We start from the raw sequence: 22,310 nt of genomic DNA, 5'->3' as shown, positions 1-22,310 counted from the left end.
AGCGTGTAGGTCTATTCCATGGGGCCAGGGGAACAATCTTTCCTCGGAAGACACCCTCAGATGAGGGGCAACGGGAGGGATAGGAACATTCCCTTGGTAGACACCTACGGCTATTTTCCCAAGATCAGCCCGAGGTCGTAAACACTCACTTTGTCACAGAAAGGTCTATCAACATTTGATTAGGTTTTCAAGGAACAGAAATTTAATAGAGCAACTACATTATGGTTTTACGTAAACCAATTCAGCAGCTGTTCTTAATATACAAGGGGGGATTAGCATGAAGAAAATTGCACTTTCGGGTTTGGTCGGGGGCTGTTTCGCGCTTCTTTTGCTCGGCGGTTGCGGCAATAACAACACAGCCGGCCCAGGAGCAATGGCAGAAAATGCAGTAAATGAAGCTGTGAATAACACCGGACAAATGAATCCAGCTCATCATCAACTGACAGTTGAACAAGCCGTAGCAAACCGTGTTGCAGGTGTGAATGAGGTTCGCCATGCTTCTGTGTTGGTTGCAAACCGAACTGCATATGTTGCTGTTCAAATGCAGCCTGGGGTAAACACAGATATGACGAACAAGACGAAAAATCACATTATTCGTATTGTCAAGGAGAACCACCCAGAAATCACAAATGTGATGGTTACCGCAAATGCGGACGCTTATCAGCAGTTCCAAACCTATGCGAATGAGTTGAATCAAGGCAAACCAGTAACCGGTATCTGGAATCGTTTTAGTTCCATGGTGCAGCGGATTTGGCCAAATGCGAGTTGATTTATACTAGATGATAGATACAATAAAAATGTATTCTCGTATTGAGAAGCGCGCGAGGATTGACTCGCTCGCTTCTTCTTACATATTTAATCTTAACTATTGCTACCAATTTCATTCACAGTCATAATGATAGACGAGCGTATTGTCTAGGAGGGAATTAGATGGAAAATACACCACGCGTCCTTGTGGTGGACGATGAGGAACGAATCCGCAGGCTGGTGCGAATGTATATGGAGCGCAGTGGCTTTGCCGTTGACGAAGCGGAAGATGGAGAACAAGCGTTGGATATGGCCATAAACAAGGAGAACTATTCTTTGATTGTGCTTGATTTAATGCTTCCTGGGATGGACGGACGGGATGTCTGTGCCCAAATACGGCAAAAGAAGCAGACCCCAATTATAATGTTGACGGCTGCAGGCGACGAGACCAATCGAATTCACGGGTTTGAATTAGGAGCTGACGATTATGTTGTGAAGCCCTTTAGCCCTCGTGAGCTCGTGATGCGTGTAAAAGCTTTGCTTAAGCGCTCAGGTGAGCCTGAAGTAGCCAACACGGAGTTGCATCCTGTTTTGACGTTTCCCGAACTTGTTATACATATTGACGCGAGGCGGGTGGAGGTACGCGACGAAGAAGTCGGATTGACTCCAAAGGAGTTTGATTTGCTTGTCTATCTGTCGCAACGTCCAGACAAGGTCTTTACTAGAGAAGAATTGTTGCGCGATGTTTGGAATTATCAGTTTTACGGTGATCAACGAACTGTAGACACCCATGTTAAGCGTTTGCGCGAAAAACTCGGTCAGTATTCGGAACTCGTCAGTTCGTACATCATCACAGTATGGGGCGTCGGTTATAAATTCGAGGTTACTCCATGATAAGAAACAGTATCGTCGCCAAATTGTGGCTTACAATTGTGGCGATGGTAGTTGTTGTGTTGGCTCTGCTGTCAGTTCTGTTACAGCAGTTTCTTGATCATTACATTTACCAACAGCAGAGCCGCCAACTAGTAAGAATTGCGCAAAGCGTACAGATTCTTGTAAACAACGGTGAAACACCGTCGACAGCGGCGCAGGTAGCGCAAAAGCTGACATCTGTTCAGAAAGCGCATGTACAGGTTATCATTGCAGAGCCGATTGCTCAAAATAAACAGTTAAACAGCGAATATCAACACCACTTCACTGCATCCCAAAAACACCAGTTTCAGTCCGGCCAGCCGGTTACCATTCACATTCGGGCTAAGGATCGAAACCCCGAGCACGACAGCATAAATGTGTATCTTAGAATTTCACACGCAAAAACCGTGGGCATGTTGGAAGTTTCGCAAAAGATGAGTGCACTCCATGCGCCTATTACCCTTATGCGCAATTTGATTGTCTTTTCGGTAGGTCTCAGCATTCTTTTCACCACGGCCCTGGCGTTTGTATTATCAAAAAACATTTCGCGGCCTCTTGTCCAGATGAATAAAGTGGCGGAGGAGATGGCAGACGGCAATTTCCGTGGGAAAATCAGAGTTGTTACAACGGACGAAGTGGGACGCTTAGGCAGAACTTTCAATACGCTTGTTTCTCAGTTAGACCACACGATAGCTGCCTTGTCCCGGGAGAAGGAACAGCTGAGCAGTATCCTGTCTTCACTTAACGACGGCGTTGTAGCGGCCGACCTAGAAGGAAGTGTGACGTTAGCAAATCCTCCGGCCGTGCGGAGATTCATTCCCTTGATGGATCCTGATTCTGACGGTGAAATCCGAAAACTCCCGGCCGATCTCGCTCAGTTAATGTCTTCGGTCATTAGCAAACGAGGTCCGGTCACTCGTGAGTTGACTTGGACTGGGCGTGAAATGCTGGTCACAATGACGCCGCTGTATGAATCCGACGGAGAGCAGATTCGCGGCGTTGTGTCTGTACAGCGAGACATTACCGAGGAGCGCCGGCTGGACAGGTTGCGCAAGGACTTCATTGCCAATGTGTCACACGAACTGCGGACTCCGCTCAGTATGATGCAGGGGTACTCTGAAGCTCTGCTGGATGACTTCGGGGATGACAGAGAGCAGCGGATAGAGCTATCGGAAATTATTCATGACGAGGCAATTCGAATGAAACGCCTTGTAAATGATTTGCTGAATCTGGCGCAACTTGAGTCCGGGCACTTTCAAATGTCTATGAACGAACTAAACTTGGTTCAATTTTCAGAACGAGTTGCCCGAAAGTTTCACGCTATGGCGCAAGATGAGCGTATCACTTTGAAACTAGATATGGCTGAGCGTGATATTATGATTTTAGGCGATGCTGATCGAATGGAGCAGGTTCTTACAAATTTGATGGACAATGCCATTCGACACACGCCGGAGAACGGCATGGTTACGTTGCGCGTTCAGGCCATTGAAGCTCACGCGTTGATTCAAGTGAAGGACACTGGGAGTGGAATATCGCCGGAAGATTTGCCGTACATTTGGGAACGCTTTTACAAAGCGGACAAATCAAGGACACGAGGGCAAGGAAAATCGGGAACCGGACTGGGCTTGGCGATTACGCGTTACATCGTTTTGGAGCACGGCGGAGATATTGCGGCAAACAGCAGTCCCGAAGATGGCACAACGTTCACAATTTCAATTCCGCTGCTGGGCCATTTCATTCCCGCAAAAAATGATGGAGGCTAATATGGGTTGGGTCTATTATCTACGTCTTGTCGATTCAAAGTTTCAAGCAAAATGCCTTGAGGAGCGACTTCGACAGTCTGTAGAGTGGCTTGATACTTATAAGCCGCAGTACATTGCTGTTTATCAAACTCCGAGAGGACGGTACGGAATTAAAGCATTGCTGTAACACCTCGTTACAGCGTTTGGACAGCTGTGCAGTATTGACGGGGACAGGTGTGTGCAGGAGGCCCTTGATGGCGTTCCCCTGTACACACCTTTCTTGTACAGGTAGGTTAATTGAAAGTCACCTCTTACAGATGATACAGACTATTGCTTCGTCTCCTTCAAGTGGGTTGTGGGAGGCGTCTTTTTTGGGATAATAATTCTATCATCATTGCAAGAAACTGTGAGTCTTCCTTTGGTAGTGTGCTCATGCGGTGTGCTGCTTCAAGGTATGGAAATGATGCCTCGTTGAGGATAAAGTTCTGTAAGTGCAAAGGCAGTTCCTCTGGTGAAGACTTCATCTTAGGTACCTTAAAATCAATATCTTCATCACACAGGGAGTTGAGTGGAATTCCTAAAGAGTCAGCGAGACGAATTGCATATTCTAAGGATGGAAAGCGTTTACTGCGTTCGATAGAGGAAATGTGCGGCGTCGAGATACCTGCGCGCAGTGACAGTTCCTGCTGAGACCATCGACGTTGAAGGCGTAGAGCCCTTACCCTGGTACCGAATGATTCATTCAAGAATACTTCCTCCTTTAGAAATATTTGCTTCTCGATTTATACGGTAATATTTTCCTGTAGGAATGTAAATACAATAAATGAAATTCTATTCAACTTTTGAAAGGAAACGTTACAAATTTATGACAGATGTCTATATTTCTAAGAATAACTACCAGTCGTACCTGCATCCCGTGCGTCAGCTTGTGTCAGAGTCCCGCTTCATTACCGCAATCACAGGAGCAGGCATTAGTGCAGCAAGCGGCCTGCCGTTGTTGGGCGATACGGTTCAAGGAGTCGAATTAAGGCACTTTTTCCAGGCAGAGTTGCTCAACAGCAATCCTGTCCAATACTACCGTGTTTACAAAGAAGTACTTGAGAAATGGCGACGAGCAAAACCCAATGCGGCACACTCTGTGCTGGCGAGGGCAGGGGTTTGGGTCATCACTCAGAATATTGACGGCTTACACAGGGATGCTGGTACACCTCATTTAATTGAGCTGCACGGGAATTTGAGGGAGCTCAGGTGCGGACATTGCAGTCTGATTTTTTCCAGTGATATGGCGCATGACACACCGGTACCTGTCTGTCCTGAATGCAGTTCGGTTCTGCACCCTGGTATTACCCTTGAAGGAGAAGAGGTTCGCCACTTTAGTCGAGGGATGGATTGGGTAGGCAGATCGGAACTCGTGTTGATTGTAGGGACAAAGTTAGAAATGTACCCAGTTAAGGACTTTCTCAATGAGGTTCGAAAGAACAATACACCTTGCGTTGTTATCAATGAAAGCGGGGAAAACATTTTACCTGAATTGTTCTCCAGAGAAACCTTCTAGAGCGATCCCCTAGAGCGATCCCCTAGAGCGATCCTCTAGAGCAGAGAAATCCTCTAGAGAAAACAGCCGAAGCAACGAGTGCCTCGGCCAATATGTAGAGAAATGTTTCGGTTCAGTGCTTCAGTAAGCATTAACGTATCGCATATCCCGGAAAGCAGCCACTACCAGCGGGAATCCGCCGTCACAAAAGCAATTGCTTCAAAAGCTGCCGCCATTGCGAGAAAAATTGTTGTCATAGTGGTACGATGGTCCGAGAAGAACAAGGCCATTACTGCAAAAACAACACACATGATTGCAATACCTGTATAATAGCGAAACATGAACCTGCACTCTCCTTTCAGGGCCAATCTGTATTTCTGTTTTGATGATAGCACCCCAGTAGGTTTTTTCAATGAGTTTCATTAACGAAGTCGTGAACAACCCGTGGATATTCGTATTTTTGTAAGTTATGATGGATTTGTATTGCCGTTTGAATAGGTGTTTTGGAACGTGTTAAGGAGGTACAAGGCATGACCATGTACAGCTTTGTCTCCGAACAAAGCAGAAAATCACACTCTGTGAAAAATGTGTACGATTACTTGAAAACTCACGTTAATAAGGGACTGTGGGATAAGAATATGACATGGGAATCTATTTCTGGTACGGAGGGTATTCCTGTTCCTGAAAAGGACCGGTACAAAGTGATTAACCTTCGCCTGCATGACGAACACTTGAGTCCCTACTTCAAAACCAGCATGAATCTCTTTCACATGCTGATGTTGGATGAAAGTGCTGAAATGCGATTGTACAAAGCTGAAAATGGATGGCTCCTGACTTTTGAAGGGGTGCCGCAGGAACCACAACCCTTCGGACAATCTGGATATGATATGAGGTAGAAGTGTTACGATGGGTCTGATTGAGTTAGACGTGCTGACCACTCCACTGATTGGTCGAGTTGCCGCAAGCTCCAGGAAACCAAGCCAACGAGATACAGAAGCAGGAGAATGTTGGAGACTAACCCGGATTGCAATGCGAAGGTGTCATAGATACCATGAGCAACTGCAGGAAGAATGTACGCCCAGGCTTTACTTCTGCCGTGCCAGATGTGTCTGGAAAATGCTGTGCCCATGATAATACCGAACATAAAGTGTGCGGGAACAGCGGTTACAGAACGTACTACCGCAGTCGTCAGCCCCGAGCTGGTAACGTACAGAATGTTCTCAACCGCTGCAAAGCCCAGCGCGACTGCACCGCTGTAGACAATTGCGTCGATTGGACTTTTCATCAGTCCTTGTTGAAGTGCTTTGCGTTCTACAATACTTGCCTTTAAGAACTCTTCTACCATACCGGCCACGAAGAATGCGGTGATAAACGTTGTGCGCAGAGTGGCCGTGTGAATACCGCTGCTTGTATCAATCAGACCTCGCTCAATCAATCCCGCGGGTAGTACTATCCCTGCGCCGAGCAGGAACAGTTTGTATACATGCCTTTTTGGCTCCGGATGCAATTTATCTCGAGTATATAACCAGGCTAGCAGCAGCAAAGCCGGAATCAGTGCAATAGCGGTATAAAATAACACGGGACATCTCTCCTTTGCGGTCATGCGTAGGATACGTTGAGAAACTTGCAATGATACATTAGAGTGTTTGATTTGCAACGACACCTTGGTCACGCCCGGTCTTTTGACACTTGGTGCTGTGGACCCATGACGCTGATTCAATTGTCTTGGAAAGCGAGGTATCTATAGATTGACTGAACACCACGGATTGATCCAAGGTCTTATTCATACGTTCGGTGAGACAGTGTCCTACGAACTTCAGTTGGACAGTACAGTTGTCCCGTTGCGGGTCGGGCAGGAACTGTCGATTCATTTCACGTCGCGTAAAGAATGCATCCATTGTGGACGACGGGTTAAGAAGTTGTACCAGAATGGATATTGTTTTCCATGTATGCGCTCCTTGGCTGAATGTGATTTGTGCATTGTAAAGCCTCACGAATGTCATTTTCACAATGGCACGTGCAGAGATGAGGATTGGGGTCAAGCTCACTGTTTCATCCCTCACTATGTTTATCTGGCGGTCAGCAGTGATATAAAAGTCGGTCTGACCAGGAAAGGGCGCGAGTTAACGCGTTGGATGGAACAAGGCGCGGAGCAGGCTGTACTCTTGGCAGAAGTGCCCACTCGCAAACTTGCTGGAGAACTCGAGATGGAAATCGCTAAACACGTACCCGACAAAACAAACTGGAGAAAAATGTTGATTGGTGGATCACCGCAGATTGACCTGCTAGAAAAGAAGAGGGAGGTATTGGAACGGTTGGATACTGCTTGGGAACCGTATTTACTCCGAGAGCATGAGCAACCTCGGCAGTTTTCGTTTCCACAGGATGACTTGTTCGAACCAAAACTTACTTCTCTTTCATTGGACAAGCAAGGCGATATAGTCGGGCGGATTCGTGGATTAAAAGGACAGTATGTTTTGCTTGATGAAGGTGTACTTAATCTGAAAAAGCATGCGGGTTATGACATTGAATTATCCGTTTCGGCCGGTTGAGACATGTCTGCCGCCATTGTGGACGTGCACTTTGGCACGTTTTGAGGAAGGGATAGCTTGAGTTCACTTGGGGATGCTAAGCGGGTAAAGGAGGCACCAGGATGTCTTGGGTATATGAGGCCCGCTTATACGAATCCAAATCGGTTGCATCATATGTTGCTATGTGTGTGCGTGATGACAGGATGCTGCACGCCGATGAAAACCCGGTGAAAGTTCAGGTGTTCCGAACACGGAGGGGAAATTACGGAATTAGATATCGAAGTTCACAAGGTTGAAACCATTTTTGCCTGTGGCTCTTACCAAGACTGTGGAATTTGAGTTATGATAAAGGTAGCATGTTCCACAAAGGGGTTGGCTTACAATGGCTTCGTCAATGAGCATGAAATGGTGCAAAAAAAACCTGGAACACCACTCACAATCGGTCTATGACCTACTCAAGGAAGAATATCCTGATGTAGAAATGAAGGTGGAAGACTGCGTCGATGTGTGCGGACTTTGCACAGACGTGCCCTTCGTTTTAAGGAATAACGCGATTATTGCTGCGCGAGACCCCAGAGGTTTGTACATCAAATTAAAACAAGGCATGGCATTCCTTGAAGAAGAGACACTTCCAGGTACTTATGCGGCTGCACAGGATGCTGCGGCAGAGGACAGTGCATCTAAAGAAAACCAAGATGAGGCAAGCGCAGCAAAGAAATAATCTACAGTTTATAGTTGATAACGCCCAAGCCGCCTTCGAGGCGGCTTTTTAGATAGGCAAAAACACATTAATGACGACTCATCTCACTAATGGCGGAGTATACGAATATGATGGTTCAGACAATTGTCCCATCCCTCAGAAGTGAGGTGACATCAGGTGCAACAACCAGCACGAGGCAAGAGAACTCGTCAACACTCTGTGCAAAGTACACACACAGCTTTACCCAATTTTGTGTCCATAGTGGAACGGTACCAGAAGGCCGTTGTTGGAATTGAAGTGGTACACGAGCAAAATTCAAACCGTATGTTTTCATTCGGAATGCCGTGGGAGCGGAACACACCGTTTCAAAGTGTCAACATTGGAACCGGATTTGTCTTCCATCGCCAAGGGTACATCCTAACCAACGAACACGTCATTCACGATGCAACGCGTGTAAATCTACGTTACAGAGGTCGAAAGAAACCTGTTACTGCCACCGTTGTTGGGACAGACTACTTGCACGACATTGCAGTGCTAAAGGCAGACGTTCCATTTAGCGGTCACATTTTGAAGATACGAAAAGACCGCCGAGCACGGGCTGGGGAGTGGGTATTGGCCATCGGTTCTCCTCTCGGTCTTGACTCCACCATCACAGCTGGCATTATTAGCGCGACCGGACGCGGACTGCAGATTGGCGACAGAGAGTATCCGAGCCTCATCCAGACTGATGCAGCCATCAACCGGGGCAACAGCGGCGGTCCGCTGATTAACTTGCGGGGAGAAGTCGTAGGTATGAATACAGCAGTGAGCCAGAGTTCACAAGGCATCGGCTTCGCAATTGCCGCAGACGTATTACAGGATTCCTTGAAGCAAATCTTGTAAATAGAGTGTTCATTCCGAGAATATCATAGGTTTGTGGTAAGGCGTGTGAGTAGGAGATACTGACACGCCGCTTTTTTGATGTTGAGCAACCAGGTACTGGTCCTCCACATCGCAAATGATTCAAACGACTCTGCTGCTGCACGAATACAGTTGGAGGAGACGAGGGAGACGAGGGAGATGAGTTGCAGAATTGTACGTGAGATGTCGGTCAGAAGTCTGTCATCTCCAGCACGACAGGACAGTGATCACTTCCATACACATCGGCATCCATGTAGACCTCATTAATATAGGACTCCAGTCTGGCGGAAACCAAGAAGTAGTCAATGCGCCAGCCGATGTTGCGTTCCCGGACTTTTGCCATGTACGACCACCATGAATAGGCGTCTGTGCGCTCAGGATAGAGGTGGCGGAAGGCATCGGTAAAGCCGGCATCTAATAGCTGCGTCATTTTCTGCCGTTCTGCATCGGTAAAGCCAGAGTTGCCGCGATTATTCTTGGCGTTTTTTAAATCAATTTCCTGATGCGCTACATTCATATCTCCACAAGCAATCACTGGTTTCTCTTCATCCAGTGCCAACAGGTAGCGTCGAAACCGTTCTTCCCATTCCAACCGATAATCGAGCCGGGACAAATCCCTCTTCGCATTTGGTGTATATACGTTTACTAAATAGAAATTAGGGTAGTCAAGAGTGATGACGCGGCCCTCCGGCTCTGTAGCGTCCTCCAGTCCGTAACAGACAGACCCTGCCCCGGACTTGGAAAATACCGCCGTGCCTGAATATCCCTTTTTCAAGGCGTAGTTCCAATACTGTTGATAGGTTTGGCCGATTTGCAGGTCAATCTGCCCCTTCTGCAACTTTGTTTCCTGTACGCAGAAGATGTCTGCATTTACACTTTGAAAGTAATCATAGAATCCCTTTTTCACACAGGCCCTTAAGCCGTTGACGTTCCACGAAACTAGTTTCAGAGTCTTAACCACCTTTGCACTTGCAATACTTTCAGTTTAGCATAGAGTCAGAAGAGTGATGAATTTGCAACTCACATTTATTTCTGACTGAGGGAAGCAGTTGGACTCGGGTCTGGCCCGGATTGAAATGACCCAGTGCGGTCGCCGTCTCTCGATGTCAGCCCCTTGCATACATTGTGGCCAAAGAGCGACGAGCCAACGGTGTGAAAAAGGGGGGCGAACTTGTGGAAGCGAACGACGAAAGACCGGGTACGACTATGCATGACCGGATGATGCAGCTGGTTCGAAAGTATTTGGATAGAGGCTTACAGCAGGCTACAGGTGTACAGGGGATGATGATGCGCGATGCTGCAAGTCGCATGTTCCCGCGCATTGAAGCGACAATTCGCGGCATGACGGAAGACGAATTGAAGTCAGAATTAGCAAAGTTGCAGTCACAAGTCCACAAAGTCATTGGTGAACCTGAGAGACCAGTCAAACTCAATAAGTCCAGAAGACGAGGTGCCAAAGGCCGCAAGCGACTGAAGGCGAAATCACCAGTCTCTGAGTCCATCAGTTCTTTTCGGAATTAGTCAGTGAGGCACAGTGAGGAAAGATTGGGTAATATTGGGTAATATTGGGTAAGATTGAGGCGATTGACACTACGCATCTATGCTTTGGTAAAGAGGATACTCCACTTCAGGGTAGCCTCTTTCTGCATTTTGAGGAGCGATTCCCATTTCACCGACACAATGTAACACTTTCCCAAACCGTCTTTCTCTCGCTTCAACTTAGTCGGTCTCCACAAACTCTCCATACCATCTTCAATCCGCCTCCATAAATGCCCTGGTCGTAGCAACTAAACTATAGTCGGAGAAATTATTTCAAGAACATACTATACTGAGGCAGGTGTAAAATTTTGCGACGAGTCCTAACGTGGCTGCTGACAGTGTTTTTGGCTATAGCTTTCAGTCCGTTTTTGCAAACGGCTTATGCGGCGAATTCTACAGCATTTGGTCCTTCCAGTTGGACCATGTATCGAGGAAATCCACAAGACAATCCCGTCTATAACACCGGTAGCGCCAACATTAAGGCAACGATGAGAATTTTTAAAACAGACAACCAGATACGTGCTACACCGGTTGTCGCAGGCAACAGCCTCTACATCGGAAATCACCTTACTGGCACTTTGAACTCCTTTAATCTAAAGACTGGGAAACTGAATTGGCAAAATAAGGCGCCTAACTGGGTTCATTCAGCGATGGACTATTATCAAGGCCAAATATTCGTCGGGTACGGTAATCGAAACTTTCAGCAAAATGGACTGCGGGGTACTGGAAAGAGCGGCGTGTTGTCTCTCAACGCTCAGACAGGGAAAATACTATGGGATTTTCCGACTAGCGGGGAAGTCATGCCCACCCCAGTCGTATATCAAGGAAACGTTTACGTAGTCACCGGCGGCAAACATCTCTATGAGTTGAATCGAAGTACGGGAAAAGTTGAGTGGCAACTCGCTTTAGGATCATATGTGAGCATGTCATCACCAGTTGTTTCCAACGGGGTGCTGTATTTTGGGGGTGCTAATGCATATCAGTTCTTTGCAGTGAACCTGAAGCAGCGAACAATCCTATGGAAGCATCCATTTCCTCATGTGTCAGCAGGAATGGACGATGTACCTCCAGCGGTCAGTGACAATATCGTAGTCACCACGGGCCTGCTGCCTGTACCTGGCAGTGAGACTGAGGTGACACATGAAATATATGCTATGAATGCTGAAACAGGGCAGTTGATTTGGCAAGAAAAACTGGGGAGCGGAAGTCTAGTTTCCAATAACAAATCTGGTGCACCTATGATTTACAATGGTAAAGTCTTTGTTGGTAGTCCCATCACGAAGACGTTTTACGCACTTGACTTAAAAACCGGAAAGAGACTCTGGACGTTTAACAGTGGAATGATGAAGGCGCCGCCGGTAGCGGACAATGGAATTGTTTATTTTTCAAATGCACAGGGAAACGTGTATGCATTGAAGACAAAGACCGGCAAGGAATTGGGGACAAAGCACATTGGGGGCGTTTTAGCGCCGGCCGGCCCAATTATTATTAACCACTACTTGATTATTGGGAGTCAGGACCACAATGTCTACATGATGCCCACATATGAAATTTCCGGCGTGAAACAAAAGCCGGCCCCTCAGCCTCAGTCTGCATCAGCGAAGTTGCCCAATTCCCCGGTGAGAACCGCAGGCTTTTCCAAAGCCGCCGTACTATCCATTGCAGTCGGAGGTCTCATACTGATTTCACTGCTTACTTGGGTGTGGAGATATCGCCGGAGCCGCTGATAAATAGAGGATTCACCAGCACCGATGTCGAGAGAGTGGTCTATGTTCTCGCAACGGTGCTGTCCCACTTTTCCCAACCGATTTCTTCAAAAGCCTAATTCACTTTGGAGACTAATTTAGCGGAAGTCATGGTAAAATGTGTGTAGAACCGGATAATAGGGTGTTATAAACGGAGTAGGGGGACGAACATGGGTCTTTTTTCGAACTTATTCAAGAAAAATTCTCAGCCCGCAGAAAGGAGGACTCTTTTTAATCTACAGCAGGGTGACATTATTTATTTCGACTTGGAGAACTATGAGGTTGTAGGAAAACTGACGTACAATGACTCTGGCTACAAGTGGTATGACTACCACCTGCAAAGTCCGTCTAAGGACCTCTGGCTGTCTGTGGAGTTAGACGACGAGTTGGAGTTGGGTGTCTATGAAAAACTACCTACAACAATGGGTTCGCCCAACGACAATAAGGTTGATTATGATGGACGCAGGTACTACAGGGACGAGAAGGGTACCGCAGTCATCGATGAGGTGTGGGGGAAAGCCGGAGCTGTGGTCGGTCAGCGAGTCACATACTGGGATTTTGAAACGGAGGACGAAGAGCATTTTTTATGCTTTGAACAATGGGGTCCAGACTTTGAAATCAGCAAAGGATATGAGGTAACTGAGAAAGAAATTGAGATTATCTCAAGGACGTGATGACTTGAAGAAGTTTCTGCTTCCAGCTGTGCTTGCAGTAGTACTGCTCGTATCCGGCTGCTCTCCCCACAGTACAATTTCAAATAAGTTCCCACTTGTAAACGTCGTTCAGGACAATCAAGGAAATACGTCGAAGGTTTATGAAGCGGCAAATGAGACAGTTCCTCAGGTTGCACAATGGTTAAAGAAAAAGAACAAACCCAAGGAAATAAGTAAAGTGGACGCCAAGCGGATGTTTTTGTTATACAGATCGGATTTGGTTCAAATCGAACAGGATCCAAAAAGTCCACAAAATAGTCTGATAGAAGTGTCTTCACAGCAGTTTGTGAAAGACCATTACGACCACTCGTTCCTAGCTGGATACTTAACAGCTTCTATCTTAGATAACATGTTTGGCTGGCATCGTTATCGATCTTATCCAGCTGGAATGGGATATGACGGATATGTAACGAGATCGGGAAGATTAGCCAAAAATGCCGGGAATTCTGGCGGTATTCGGATTGAGTCCGCGAGTACATACAACAGTCGTGTGCGAAGCGGAGGGCCTCATGCAGGAAAGTAAAAATCCTTTAACGGTTATGGAGGAAGATGATTATGAGTAATCCTTTTGTGGCAACGCTGGTATATTTTATAGCTTGCGGCGCATTTCTGCTGGTTTCATTTTTCGTAATAGAGGTGACGACGAAGTACAACGATTGGGAAGAGATTAAAAAAGGAAATGTGTCTGTGTCTATCGCCACCAGCGGAAAGCTACTTGGCATTGCCAACATTCTTCGGTTTGCTATCTCCGGGAATGATAACATTGGACAAACCCTGCTTTGGGGACTCGTAGGCCTCGTCTTATTAATTTTCATCTATTTCCTGTTTAATGCAGTTACGCCCAAAATCAACCTAGATGATGCCATTGCAAAAGATAACCGGGCAGTCGCCATTTTAAGCTTTTTCATATCCCTCTCGTTCTCATTCATTATTGGTCCGAGTATCACTTAAATGAGAGGCAAACTGCCTCTCTCTCTTCTTGAGGTGACTGCACTGTATGATTATATTTCACATAAGACGGCTCTACTTTAAAATTGCAAAGTTAAACAATTGGATTCTACTGCTGTCCACTCTTTGCTTAGTTGCATTCAGTTCCGTTTTCGTCCACGCGATTGAGCCAAAGGAATTTCCTACAGTGTTCGATGGACTGTGGTGGACATTAACGACCATGAGTACAGTAGGCTACGGCGATTATGCTCCCAAGACAACCGAGGGCCGCATTTATGCAATGTTCTTGTTTGTAGTAGGCATTGGCCTGCTTGGAGTAATCATTGGGAAGTTTCTGGACTTGTTTTCTGTGATGAGAAACCGGCGGGAGCGTGGTCTTTTGGATTACAAAGGTACCAATCACATCATTATTATTGGATGGTCTCAGAAGGCCTACTTTGCCATTCGGGAGATTTTAAGTAGAAACAGCAAACATAAAATTGTACTGGTCGATGAAATTGAATCGAACCCTTGCTCCGAGAACGGAGTTGTATATGTCCAAGGACCGCCAGCCCTCGACGAGACCCTGCTGCGGGCAAACATAACACAAGCAAAGGCCGTGCTCATATTTTCTGACGATAAGATTCAGCGATCGACACTTGCAGATGGTAAAACACTGCTGATTGCCACCACGGTGGAGCGGCTGAACTCTAGTGCACATTCTACTGCCGAAATTCTGGACGAGTCTCATCTCAAGAATTTTACCGCAGTACATGTTGACTCCTACATTTTGTCCCAGCAATCGATTTCCAAGATGGCAGTAGAGAAAATTGGGCTGTAGTAAGCCGAGTTTTAAACGACGACTTTGTATGAAAGATGAGGGCTTGGTACGAAATAACCACGACAGCGAATGGACCTTTTGAGACTAGATTTTGAGACTAGAGAGGATTAAGCAATTGATGGATAAAACGACAGGCAGGACAATTCGCAATGTAAGTATTGCCAGTGCGGCCGTCAGCATTTGCGGCATTGTCTTTCAAGTTTTGTTTGGCGCTGTTGGATCGTACGCTTTCGGAGACAGTGTAGCTACATACGCATGGACCATTGGTCTGTTCCTGAGTGGCATGGGGTTAGGGTCACTTGCCAGTGAAAAAATTATCAAGAATTTGGCTTCACGGTTTGTTCAGGTTGAGTTTGGAGTCGCTTTGACCGGAGGTACTTCGTCGTTTTTTATGTTTATGATTCTCGCATACTTTGGCGTTCCCACTGCCGAGTTTTACTTGAGATTGGTAACCTTTGGGGTCGGTGCTTTAACTGGTCTAGAACTTCCTATCCTAATACGAAAGGCACAAGAGATGGGTCAAACTGTGAACAAGAGCACGTCGCGCATCCTGTTTGCAGATTACGCCGGCAGTTTGGCAGGAGCCATCGCATTTGTTCTTATTTTACGTCCGTGGCTGGGTATGGTGAAGACTGCGTTCCTGATAGGAACAGTAAATGCACTGATTGCCATTTGGGTGACATACCTATTTCGTGATGAATTAAAGCTTCGCCGGTGGGTGTACCAGGGAACCGGCATTGCCATCGTTGTGCTTTTAGTCGCAGGGTTTCTCGTCGGAGATAAGTATACTGCAGGTTTTGAGCAGAAAATGTATGCCGATCCGATTGTGGCAAGTATTCAGACCAAATATCAGAAAATTGTTTTGACCAAGAGAGCCAACGATGTTCGCCTGTACTTAAACGGGAATATACAATTTTCTTCAAGTGATCAGTACCGTTATCACGAAGCATTGGTCGATCCCATAATGAGTCTGACTCCAAGCCATAAAAGCATTTTGGTAGTCGGAGGTGGAGACGGTATCGCCGTGAATCGTCTGTTAAAGTATAAAGGCGTCAGACATATCACTTTAGTTGACTTGGATCCCAAAATGACCCACTTTGCGATGACGAATCCGTATATGACAAAAATTAATCACAAGTCGCTGCTGAATCCGAAAGTTACGGTGATCCACGAGGATGCATTCAAGTATCTAGGAACTCACCATAGCCATTTATACGACGATATTATTATTGATCTTCCGGACCCGAACAACGAGTCCCTCAATAAGCTTTATACTCGTACTTTTTATACGTTTGTCCGCAATCATTTGGAGCCAAACGGGTACATGGTCTGTCAATCCACCAGCCCATTGTTTGCAAGGAAGGCGTTTTGGACAATTGTCGATACCGTGCACAGCGTGGGTTTACATGCTCGGGGGTACCACGTAGATGTCCCAAGTTTTGGCGATTGGGGATTTACAATTGCGTCCCGACAACCGATTGACATTTCGAAGATGCACCTGGAGATCCCCACGAAGTTCCTAACTCAGGCCTTGTTGCCGAAAATGTTTGTATTTGGAAAAGATGAAAACAGTCATATGTTGGTAAATGGAAAACCAGTGCGCTGGGTACCAAACACATTGAATCACCCGATTTTGCTCAGGTACTACAATGATGCATGGAAGTATTATCACTAACCAACGGCAGCGTATCTGCTTCAAATGGCCGGATCAAGTGGCCGGATTAAGTGGCCCGAGCCGTGGAGTATCGACCAGATACGCATGCCGGAGGCACTGCTGTTTGGCTCAAGTGCCCGGATGCGGTCCATCCCGAGAGAGTGTGCGAATTTTCGCCTCGGTAGAACTGCGTATTCCCAGTATGCTGCACTACGTTGCGGTTCCTTTGTTCATTGATCATCTCTGCCGGCCGGACCGAGCGGGCAAGGTGGCAAGGTGGTTAGTGCCTGGAAAGATCCCTATCGTCGAAGGGGCCATGCAATAGTGATCGCAACGATCACTATTTCCTCCTCACGTGATGCATTAGTGTCATAAATGGACACTAACCTGTGGAGCGTCAAAATGGAGCGTGGTTGATAGGGATCATAAGGATCGCTATTTTACACGACAGGTCGGTGATAGTGATCGAATCGATCACTATTATGTGCCGGGTATCGTGATAGGGAGCAGAACGATCACTAAGCAACGGGACTACAACGAACGCGGCGCAGACTGAGTGCCTAGTTGGCTGTGTCCGCCGCACCTTCCACCAAGTTTATCCTATTAGGCAAACTGAACTAGAATTGTAATGGACAAGTGGAGGATTTCCGCTGGTTTTTCGCTCAATTCCGTTGATCTGCGGCTCAAGTGGCCCGATTTAGGGTGGCCGGGCCGGATAGGCACTCCAGAGGAGCTTATTTCGGTGGTTTCCGGTGCAAATAGCAGAATAGCGATCCCAGAGGAGCTTATCTGCGGTTAAAATGACCGGATTTAGGGTGGCGGGCCGGATAGGCACTCCAGAGGAGCTTATTTCGGTGGTTTCGAGTGTAAATAGCAGAATAGCGATCCGAGAGGAGCTTATCTGCGGTCTAGGCTCAAAGAGTCTGAAGGTTAAGTAGCCTGCCGCTTAAGCAGCCCCAGGCACGGGGATTGGGTCCGGCTCAAGCTCAAGCTTCGCGGTTGTGATAGATCCGAGGGGACTCTCCGTAAGGTTAGAACCAAACCCTTGTGGGATAGCCCCGCCGAACTTTTCCGTCGTTAGAACTTTATCGTTAGAACTTGAAAACCATCTCCAAAACTGGAGACTATTCCTTGGCCTTGTTCATTTTAGCTTTGAGTGCGGCCAGCTCGTCGTCGACGTTGGACTTATCGAGCGCATCCAGTTCGTCGTCTAACGACTTATTTGAATCCATCATGGATTCGCTGGCTGAGGCTTCAGCTTCCATCTGCGTAATTCTGTCTTCCATTCTACCAAATCCTTTAACGGCATTATCACTGCCGATACCGGACATGGATTGGTTAATTTCCTTCTCTGCTTTGGCCGTTTGTGCACGAGCTTTTAGGATATCTCGTTTGTTCAGCATCTGTTGATAGTGGTGCTTCATTTCCTGTAGTTGGTGTTGCAATTTATCCGCACTCGCTTTTGTCGTTGCGTACTGATTTTCATAAGAGGTGAGGTTGTCTTGGTGCATCTTCTTATCTTCTAATGCTCTGCGTGCAAGGTCCTCATTTCCTTGTTCCAGTGCCTTCATTGCTTGCTGCTCACGCTTTTCTACCATTTCTTTTTCATCTTGAACTTTCTTTTCAAACTTCATTTTGTTGGCGATAGCGGTTGCAACTGCTTTTTCTACATCGACGAGATCGTCTTCCATATCGCGCAAATACTGATCTACCATCTTTTCTGGGTCTTCTGCTTTATCCAAAATAGCATTAATATTAGCCAATGTGACATCTTTAAGCCGCTTAAATAGTGCCATGAACGGATCACCCTCCTAGTATTATGCTATTCAATTATATAATAATTTTCGGTGATAATACACCCAACACATTTTGTGTCTCAATTACATTTCTTCCAATTTCTTTGCAGAGCCGCTGCGTAGTCGTGTGTAAGATGTAAGACAAACTCCATCAAAACGCTGTCTGGTTTCACCTTCACAGCATAAGCACAGAGATGTTCGGCTGTGAATACAACTGAGGTGCCGGCGGTACCCCTTCTGGGCCATTGCCTTCGTTCTGAGCCTTTGCCTTCGTTCTGAGCCTTTGCCTTCGTTCTGAGCCTTTGCCTTCGTTCTGAGCCTTTGCCTTCGTTCTGAGCCTTTGCCTTCGTTCTGAGCCTTTGCCTTCGTTCTGGGCCATTGCCTTGGTTCTGATCCTTTACCTTGGTTCTAGGCCTTTACCTTTATTGTAAATTGCTTTTGAATCTGCCTCGGTCCTATGTTCATGGTCACCGTAAGCGTGTAGGTCCCGGCTTTGGACAGACTTGTCTTTCCAGTAAATTGTCCTTGGTTGGATGTAAGAGTGACATTCTTCTTTACGGACGGACCCGTGATAACCGCAGACATATTGAAGTTTCTGCCTGGGCCGCCTCCTGGTGCCTGGTTACCGGACTTTGCGTAGTTGCCGGTCCTTGAGGGCCGCTGGCCCCCAGTACGATTGGAGAAATTACCGGATTTATGAGGGCCAGAGCTGCTTTGACCAAGTCTTCCATTTCGACGCTGCATGGAGATGGTCATTGTAAACTCCTTGCCCGCCACTGGAGACGAGGGACTCGTACTTAACTGAAATGACGGCTGGAATCGTTTTGCGTTTTGCTGAGAACTGGTGTTTTGAGTTGCCGCTTTTGCGGTACCTTGACCTAAAGCGGCTGACTGGGTACCGCAACCGGAGACTAAGGCTGCAATAGAACCCATGGCTATCATAGTTATGAGGTATTTTGCTGAATAGTTTTTCGACATGTATTATACTCTCCTTATTTCCACTCAATTGGAGGGAATTGAATCATTGTTCAAATTGTTCTATTGCATGATAGACGCCCAGCACATGGCGTCCTCGAACGACGAAAGAGCAAGCTTATGCTTGGTGTAAGTATTGTCGAATAAAGTCTCATCCTGCTCATCCTGCTGGTCCTGCTGGTCCTGCTGGTCCTGCTGGTCCTGCTCATCCTGCTGGTCCAAGTTGAGTAACCTTCTTTCACATTTGGAACGCTTGAGCCTCGTGATGTGAGTGAATGGCCCCCGTTTTTAGTGCCTGGCGCTGTACTTTCCCGGTTGCACCGATGGGCAGCGCGTCGACAATTCGAATCTCGGATGGACACTTGAAGGCCGCAATTGTACGCCGACATAACTCGAATATCTCCTCAATTACCTTGTCTTGAGGTACAAGTCTGTCCTTGAGAACAGCAAATGCCACAACCCGTTCACCATAGAGTGCATCAGGAAGACCTACGACGGCAGCGTCGGAAACGTCGAAATGCCGCCGAATGACGTCCTCGACTTCGTAGGGGCTAATCTTCTCCCCGGCACGGTTGATGATCTCTTTCTTACGACCGGTGAGAAATACGTAGCCTTCAGTATCCATGTAACCGACATCTCCGGTGTTAAACCATCCGTCAACAAAGTCATTTAAATTGGATGTTTCCTCATAGCCGTCAATCACGTTCTCCCCCCGGATGAGGATATTGCCCGTCTGTTGCGGAGCGAGGGGTACGCCGCGATCATCGACTATCTGCAGTTCGACTCCAACAGGCAGCCCGACTGACCCTAATTTTCGTTTATCCTGCTGTAATGGATTCACACATATTTGGCTGGCTGCCTCGGTCATACCGTAAGATTGGACGACCGGAATACCAAATAACTGTTCGAATCGCCGACCGTGAAGTACCGAAAGCTGGGCCGACGCAGAGCGAACAAACCTGAGCCCTTGAGGCGCGGTCTGCGGACCTGGTGTGTTCAAGAGAATTGTAATGATGGTCGGAACCACAGAGACCCAACTGATGTTATGGGTTTCAATTGTCGGCCAAAATTCTCTGGCGCTAAATTTCTCCGCAAGGACAAGCCTGCCTCTGGAGAGGCAGGTCGACAGGAGCACGACCACTTGAGCATTGATGTGAAACAGGGGAAGAACACAGTAGGATGTATCAGCAGAAGAGAGTTCATGAGCTGACGCCACATTTTGGGCTGCAGCAAACAAATGCCTGTGCTTCAATCCTACGGCCTTGGGCGCGCCGGTTGTTCCGGACGTAAAGAGCAGTACTCCTACATCATCTTCGTCAGGCACGGGTATGGTGAGATTCTCATTCTCTGAAGAGCGGACAATGCTAGACTCCCAACGGCCATTGTTGTTGGTGAAAACTGTATGTGGACGTTCGGAGTCAGCGTTCGAAACAAATACCGTATTCAGTTTGACGGCAGCATGGGCCGCATCGTCATGATCCGGAATTCCGAACAACAGGTTCCATTTTTGTACGGTCATAAATCCAACCCGAACGTTGCTGCGTTCAATAAACCCCTGTCTCTCCGCTACAGGCATGCTAGGGTTTACCGGAACTGCAATTGCTCCATAGCTTAGGATGGCTAGATACGTAATGAGAAAGGAATAGGAATTGGGGTACTCTACGAGTATGCGTTCGCCTTGCTTCACACCGGAGGCGGCCATGGTGCTGCAGAGCCGCTGAACATCCTGATGCACTTGTTGAGCAGTGTACCAGTTCCCACTGTCGTGTACGATTTCCTTATTCGAATCGTGCAGATAATTCGCAATTGCGTCCGTCAATCTAGACATAATCAGGCTCCTCTCATTAATCCAAATTCAAGATGCCGTTGCAGAGACAGATTGTTCAATCCGCTTTCTCAAGTTGACCTTTCGCCCTACGGAATACCCCAGGATTGGCACTTTACCAATCCAAAAGGCTGCGAACATTGACGAGAAATAGACAAACAAGACCGATACGGGAATTAAACTAAAATGAATCCAAGGAGGAACTTTCATGTGTTTAACAGTCGTCTCCATCAACCACAACGGAAAGGGCTGAATCAGAAAAATTCCGAACGAGGTATCGGATGCAGTCTGCACAAACTTGCTAAATGGCCGCCATGATATTCGAGTTCGTCGCGCGGCCCATCTGAGTCCTGTGAACCAGATGACCAACGTGATCAATAGGCTGTATGGAACCATTACCGGTTGCAACACCGACTCGGCAAGACCGCCTTCCTTGAATACGACCCAATCCAACACAAAGTGAGCGTAAAACAGTGCGATACCAATCCCAAAGGTCATCCACACAAGGCGACTTCGCTGCTCGAAAAACTCCACGATTGTACGATAGTGGCATGCGACAATTCCCCCTGCCATGAACCAAAATTGATAGGTTAGGATAAATGTTGTGCGGTCAATCGTCATATACGACACCGGAACAGGAAGGTTTGAAAGATTTATGTGCGGCAAAACAAACTTTGTGAGATACATCAAGAACAGTTGGAGCACAAAGGAACCGATGAAAATATGTGAATGCCAGCGCTTTAGCCTCCGGAGCGCATACAGCAAAAATGGAAAGACAACATAGAACTGAATCGTAACGAGCACATAATAGAGATAAAACTGATTTCCAAACATCAAAGCGTGAGTCCACTCATGGAGCAGTGCACCCACAGACCAGTCAAAGTGTGTACGATACGCCCCTTCAAATAAAATGTAGACAATGTTCCAGACAAGGTACGGTACAACAATCAGACTAAATCGTTTTCGCCAGAACCTTAGTGGACGAAAATCACTGTGATAGTAAGTGACAAAAAGGACCAAGCCCGTAATAAACATGAAAGACTCTCGTGTAAAATGCAGGGAACTGATGACCGCGCCCATTGTGAATAGAGACTTTTCCATCGATGCAGGCTCCATCTCAATGTAGCGCGCTATAGTGTGTACGGAGAGAACACAGAGCATAATGAAACCCCGCATCAAGTCTATTTCATACAGGTGCTTCTTTTTCTCCATTCCCGCAACCCCCTGAA

Annotated in this window: 26 protein-coding genes; 17 read left to right on the top strand and 9 right to left on the bottom strand. The window is 47.0% G+C overall.

Going from position 1 to position 22,310, the window contains the following annotated elements:
* Positions 1–277: 277 nt before the first annotated feature.
* From GI364_RS12760 to GI364_RS12745, 4 genes are all read left to right on the top strand, one after another.
* Positions 278–769 carry a YhcN/YlaJ family sporulation lipoprotein gene (locus GI364_RS12760; protein WP_198849676.1) on the top strand — a complete coding sequence of 164 codons (492 nt, stop codon included), beginning with the start codon at positions 278–280 and terminating at the stop codon, positions 767–769.
* Between the two features lie 161 nt (positions 770–930).
* On the top strand, positions 931–1,641 hold the full coding sequence (locus tag GI364_RS12755; protein ID WP_198849675.1) for a response regulator transcription factor: 711 nt from the start codon (positions 931–933) through the stop codon (positions 1,639–1,641).
* On the top strand, positions 1,638–3,422 hold the full coding sequence (locus tag GI364_RS12750; RefSeq protein ID WP_198849674.1) for an ATP-binding protein: 1,785 nt from the start codon (positions 1,638–1,640) through the stop codon (positions 3,420–3,422). Before GI364_RS12755 ends, GI364_RS12750 begins: the two co-directional genes overlap by 4 nt.
* Position 3,423: 1 nt before the next feature.
* The gene (locus GI364_RS12745; protein WP_198849673.1) at positions 3,424–3,588 is read left to right on the top strand and encodes a hypothetical protein; all 165 of its coding nucleotides are present in this window, start codon (positions 3,424–3,426) and stop codon (positions 3,586–3,588) included.
* 157 nt (positions 3,589–3,745) lie between these two features.
* On the opposite strand, the gene GI364_RS12740 is transcribed toward GI364_RS12745, so the two are convergent.
* Complete coding sequence (locus GI364_RS12740; protein ID WP_198849672.1) at positions 3,746–4,147, bottom strand: helix-turn-helix transcriptional regulator; 402 nt, start codon at positions 4,145–4,147, stop codon at positions 3,746–3,748.
* A 119-nt stretch (positions 4,148–4,266) separates the two neighbouring features.
* Between GI364_RS12740 and GI364_RS12735 the strand changes: the two genes are divergently transcribed.
* Positions 4,267–4,956: an SIR2 family NAD-dependent protein deacylase gene (locus tag GI364_RS12735; protein ID WP_198849671.1), complete on the top strand. Its 690-nt coding sequence runs from the start codon at positions 4,267–4,269 to the stop codon at positions 4,954–4,956.
* A gap of 161 nt (positions 4,957–5,117) precedes the next feature.
* Here GI364_RS12735 and GI364_RS12730 read toward each other — a convergent pair whose 3' ends face one another.
* Positions 5,118–5,276, bottom strand: coding sequence for a hypothetical protein (locus tag GI364_RS12730; protein ID WP_198849670.1), 159 nt, complete (start codon positions 5,274–5,276; stop codon positions 5,118–5,120).
* Positions 5,277–5,465: 189 nt separating this feature from the next.
* On the opposite strand from GI364_RS12730, the gene GI364_RS12725 reads away from it, so the two are divergent.
* Entirely contained in the window at positions 5,466–5,831 is a 366-nt protein-coding gene (locus GI364_RS12725) for a hypothetical protein (protein ID WP_198849669.1), read from the top strand.
* A gap of 5 nt (positions 5,832–5,836) precedes the next feature.
* Here GI364_RS12725 and GI364_RS12720 read toward each other — a convergent pair whose 3' ends face one another.
* Positions 5,837–6,514, bottom strand: a complete 678-nt coding sequence (locus GI364_RS12720; protein WP_233095773.1) for a PrsW family intramembrane metalloprotease — start codon at positions 6,512–6,514, stop codon at positions 5,837–5,839.
* A gap of 223 nt (positions 6,515–6,737) precedes the next feature.
* Between GI364_RS12720 and GI364_RS12715 the strand changes: the two genes are divergently transcribed.
* The 4 genes from GI364_RS12715 to GI364_RS12700 all read left to right on the top strand — a co-directional run bounded on the left by GI364_RS12715 (position 6,738) and on the right by GI364_RS12700 (position 9,048).
* Complete coding sequence (locus GI364_RS12715; RefSeq protein WP_233096168.1) at positions 6,738–7,487, top strand: DUF2797 domain-containing protein; 750 nt, start codon at positions 6,738–6,740, stop codon at positions 7,485–7,487.
* Positions 7,488–7,588: 101 nt separating this feature from the next.
* Positions 7,589–7,762, top strand: a complete 174-nt coding sequence (locus GI364_RS12710; RefSeq protein WP_198849667.1) for a hypothetical protein — start codon at positions 7,589–7,591, stop codon at positions 7,760–7,762.
* A gap of 86 nt (positions 7,763–7,848) precedes the next feature.
* The gene (locus GI364_RS12705) at positions 7,849–8,187 is read left to right on the top strand and encodes a YuzB family protein (protein WP_198849666.1); all 339 of its coding nucleotides are present in this window, start codon (positions 7,849–7,851) and stop codon (positions 8,185–8,187) included.
* A gap of 156 nt (positions 8,188–8,343) precedes the next feature.
* Positions 8,344–9,048, top strand: coding sequence for a S1C family serine protease (locus GI364_RS12700; RefSeq protein WP_233095772.1), 705 nt, complete (start codon positions 8,344–8,346; stop codon positions 9,046–9,048).
* A 208-nt stretch (positions 9,049–9,256) separates the two neighbouring features.
* Here GI364_RS12700 and GI364_RS12695 read toward each other — a convergent pair whose 3' ends face one another.
* Complete coding sequence (locus GI364_RS12695) at positions 9,257–10,015, bottom strand: exodeoxyribonuclease III (protein WP_198853992.1); 759 nt, start codon at positions 10,013–10,015, stop codon at positions 9,257–9,259.
* 224 nt (positions 10,016–10,239) lie between these two features.
* On the opposite strand from GI364_RS12695, the gene GI364_RS12690 reads away from it, so the two are divergent.
* The 7 genes from GI364_RS12690 (at position 10,240) to GI364_RS12660 (ending at position 16,506) form a co-directional block, all read left to right on the top strand.
* On the top strand, positions 10,240–10,587 hold the full coding sequence (locus tag GI364_RS12690) for a hypothetical protein (RefSeq protein ID WP_198849665.1): 348 nt from the start codon (positions 10,240–10,242) through the stop codon (positions 10,585–10,587).
* Between the two features lie 326 nt (positions 10,588–10,913).
* Positions 10,914–12,332, top strand: coding sequence for an outer membrane protein assembly factor BamB family protein (locus GI364_RS12685; protein ID WP_198849664.1), 1,419 nt, complete (start codon positions 10,914–10,916; stop codon positions 12,330–12,332).
* 188 nt (positions 12,333–12,520) lie between these two features.
* Positions 12,521–13,024 carry a DUF4178 domain-containing protein gene (locus tag GI364_RS12680; protein WP_198849663.1) on the top strand — a complete coding sequence of 168 codons (504 nt, stop codon included), beginning with the start codon at positions 12,521–12,523 and terminating at the stop codon, positions 13,022–13,024.
* Positions 13,025–13,028: 4 nt separating this feature from the next.
* Entirely contained in the window at positions 13,029–13,586 is a 558-nt protein-coding gene (locus GI364_RS12675) for a DUF4247 domain-containing protein (RefSeq protein WP_198849662.1), read from the top strand.
* 32 nt (positions 13,587–13,618) lie between these two features.
* On the top strand, positions 13,619–14,014 hold the full coding sequence (locus tag GI364_RS12670; protein WP_233095771.1) for a DUF350 domain-containing protein: 396 nt from the start codon (positions 13,619–13,621) through the stop codon (positions 14,012–14,014).
* A 46-nt stretch (positions 14,015–14,060) separates the two neighbouring features.
* Complete coding sequence (locus tag GI364_RS12665; protein ID WP_198849660.1) at positions 14,061–14,831, top strand: ion channel; 771 nt, start codon at positions 14,061–14,063, stop codon at positions 14,829–14,831.
* Between the two features lie 118 nt (positions 14,832–14,949).
* Positions 14,950–16,506, top strand: a complete 1,557-nt coding sequence (locus GI364_RS12660) for a polyamine aminopropyltransferase (RefSeq protein WP_198849659.1) — start codon at positions 14,950–14,952, stop codon at positions 16,504–16,506.
* 1,103 nt (positions 16,507–17,609) lie between these two features.
* On the opposite strand, the gene GI364_RS12655 is transcribed toward GI364_RS12660, so the two are convergent.
* From GI364_RS12655 to GI364_RS12635, 5 genes are all read right to left on the bottom strand, one after another.
* The gene (locus GI364_RS12655; RefSeq protein WP_198849658.1) at positions 17,610–18,281 is read right to left on the bottom strand and encodes a PspA/IM30 family protein; all 672 of its coding nucleotides are present in this window, start codon (positions 18,279–18,281) and stop codon (positions 17,610–17,612) included.
* Between the two features lie 408 nt (positions 18,282–18,689).
* Positions 18,690–19,259, bottom strand: coding sequence for a hypothetical protein (locus tag GI364_RS12650; protein ID WP_198849657.1), 570 nt, complete (start codon positions 19,257–19,259; stop codon positions 18,690–18,692).
* Positions 19,260–19,319: 60 nt separating this feature from the next.
* Positions 19,320–19,478: a hypothetical protein gene (locus GI364_RS12645; RefSeq protein ID WP_198849656.1), complete on the bottom strand. Its 159-nt coding sequence runs from the start codon at positions 19,476–19,478 to the stop codon at positions 19,320–19,322.
* 16 nt (positions 19,479–19,494) lie between these two features.
* Complete coding sequence (locus GI364_RS12640; protein ID WP_198849655.1) at positions 19,495–21,084, bottom strand: AMP-binding protein; 1,590 nt, start codon at positions 21,082–21,084, stop codon at positions 19,495–19,497.
* A 27-nt stretch (positions 21,085–21,111) separates the two neighbouring features.
* The gene (locus GI364_RS12635) at positions 21,112–22,293 is read right to left on the bottom strand and encodes an acyltransferase (protein ID WP_198849654.1); all 1,182 of its coding nucleotides are present in this window, start codon (positions 22,291–22,293) and stop codon (positions 21,112–21,114) included.
* Positions 22,294–22,310 lie beyond the last annotated feature (17 nt).

This window comes from Alicyclobacillus sp. SO9 (assembly GCF_016406125.1).
In the GTDB taxonomy this organism is placed as follows: Bacteria; Bacillota; Bacilli; order Alicyclobacillales; family Alicyclobacillaceae; genus SO9.
This window is presented reverse-complemented; position numbering and strand designations above follow the sequence as displayed.

Excerpts from the sequence above, each read along its gene's own strand:
- GI364_RS12760 (WP_198849676.1), top strand. The coding sequence starts at position 278 with ATGAAGAAAATTGCACTTTCGGGTTTGGTCGGGGGCTGTTTCGCGCTT.
- GI364_RS12755 (WP_198849675.1), top strand. The coding sequence starts at position 931 with ATGGAAAATACACCACGCGTCCTTGTGGTGGACGATGAGGAACGAATC.
- GI364_RS12750 (WP_198849674.1), top strand. The coding sequence starts at position 1,638 with ATGATAAGAAACAGTATCGTCGCCAAATTGTGGCTTACAATTGTGGCG.
- GI364_RS12745 (WP_198849673.1), top strand. The coding sequence starts at position 3,424 with ATGGGTTGGGTCTATTATCTACGTCTTGTCGATTCAAAGTTTCAAGCA.
- GI364_RS12735 (WP_198849671.1), top strand. The coding sequence starts at position 4,267 with ATGACAGATGTCTATATTTCTAAGAATAACTACCAGTCGTACCTGCAT.
- GI364_RS12730 (WP_198849670.1), bottom strand. The coding sequence starts at position 5,276 with ATGTTTCGCTATTATACAGGTATTGCAATCATGTGTGTTGTTTTTGCA.
- GI364_RS12725 (WP_198849669.1), top strand. The coding sequence starts at position 5,466 with ATGACCATGTACAGCTTTGTCTCCGAACAAAGCAGAAAATCACACTCT.
- GI364_RS12710 (WP_198849667.1), top strand. The coding sequence starts at position 7,589 with ATGTCTTGGGTATATGAGGCCCGCTTATACGAATCCAAATCGGTTGCA.
- GI364_RS12705 (WP_198849666.1), top strand. The coding sequence starts at position 7,849 with ATGGCTTCGTCAATGAGCATGAAATGGTGCAAAAAAAACCTGGAACAC.
- GI364_RS12680 (WP_198849663.1), top strand. The coding sequence starts at position 12,521 with ATGGGTCTTTTTTCGAACTTATTCAAGAAAAATTCTCAGCCCGCAGAA.
- GI364_RS12670 (WP_233095771.1), top strand. The coding sequence starts at position 13,619 with ATGAGTAATCCTTTTGTGGCAACGCTGGTATATTTTATAGCTTGCGGC.
- GI364_RS12665 (WP_198849660.1), top strand. The coding sequence starts at position 14,061 with ATGATTATATTTCACATAAGACGGCTCTACTTTAAAATTGCAAAGTTA.
- GI364_RS12660 (WP_198849659.1), top strand. The coding sequence starts at position 14,950 with ATGGATAAAACGACAGGCAGGACAATTCGCAATGTAAGTATTGCCAGT.
- GI364_RS12655 (WP_198849658.1), bottom strand. The coding sequence starts at position 18,281 with ATGGCACTATTTAAGCGGCTTAAAGATGTCACATTGGCTAATATTAAT.
- GI364_RS12650 (WP_198849657.1), bottom strand. The coding sequence starts at position 19,259 with ATGTCGAAAAACTATTCAGCAAAATACCTCATAACTATGATAGCCATG.
- GI364_RS12640 (WP_198849655.1), bottom strand. The coding sequence starts at position 21,084 with ATGTCTAGATTGACGGACGCAATTGCGAATTATCTGCACGATTCGAAT.
- GI364_RS12635 (WP_198849654.1), bottom strand. The coding sequence starts at position 22,293 with ATGGAGAAAAAGAAGCACCTGTATGAAATAGACTTGATGCGGGGTTTC.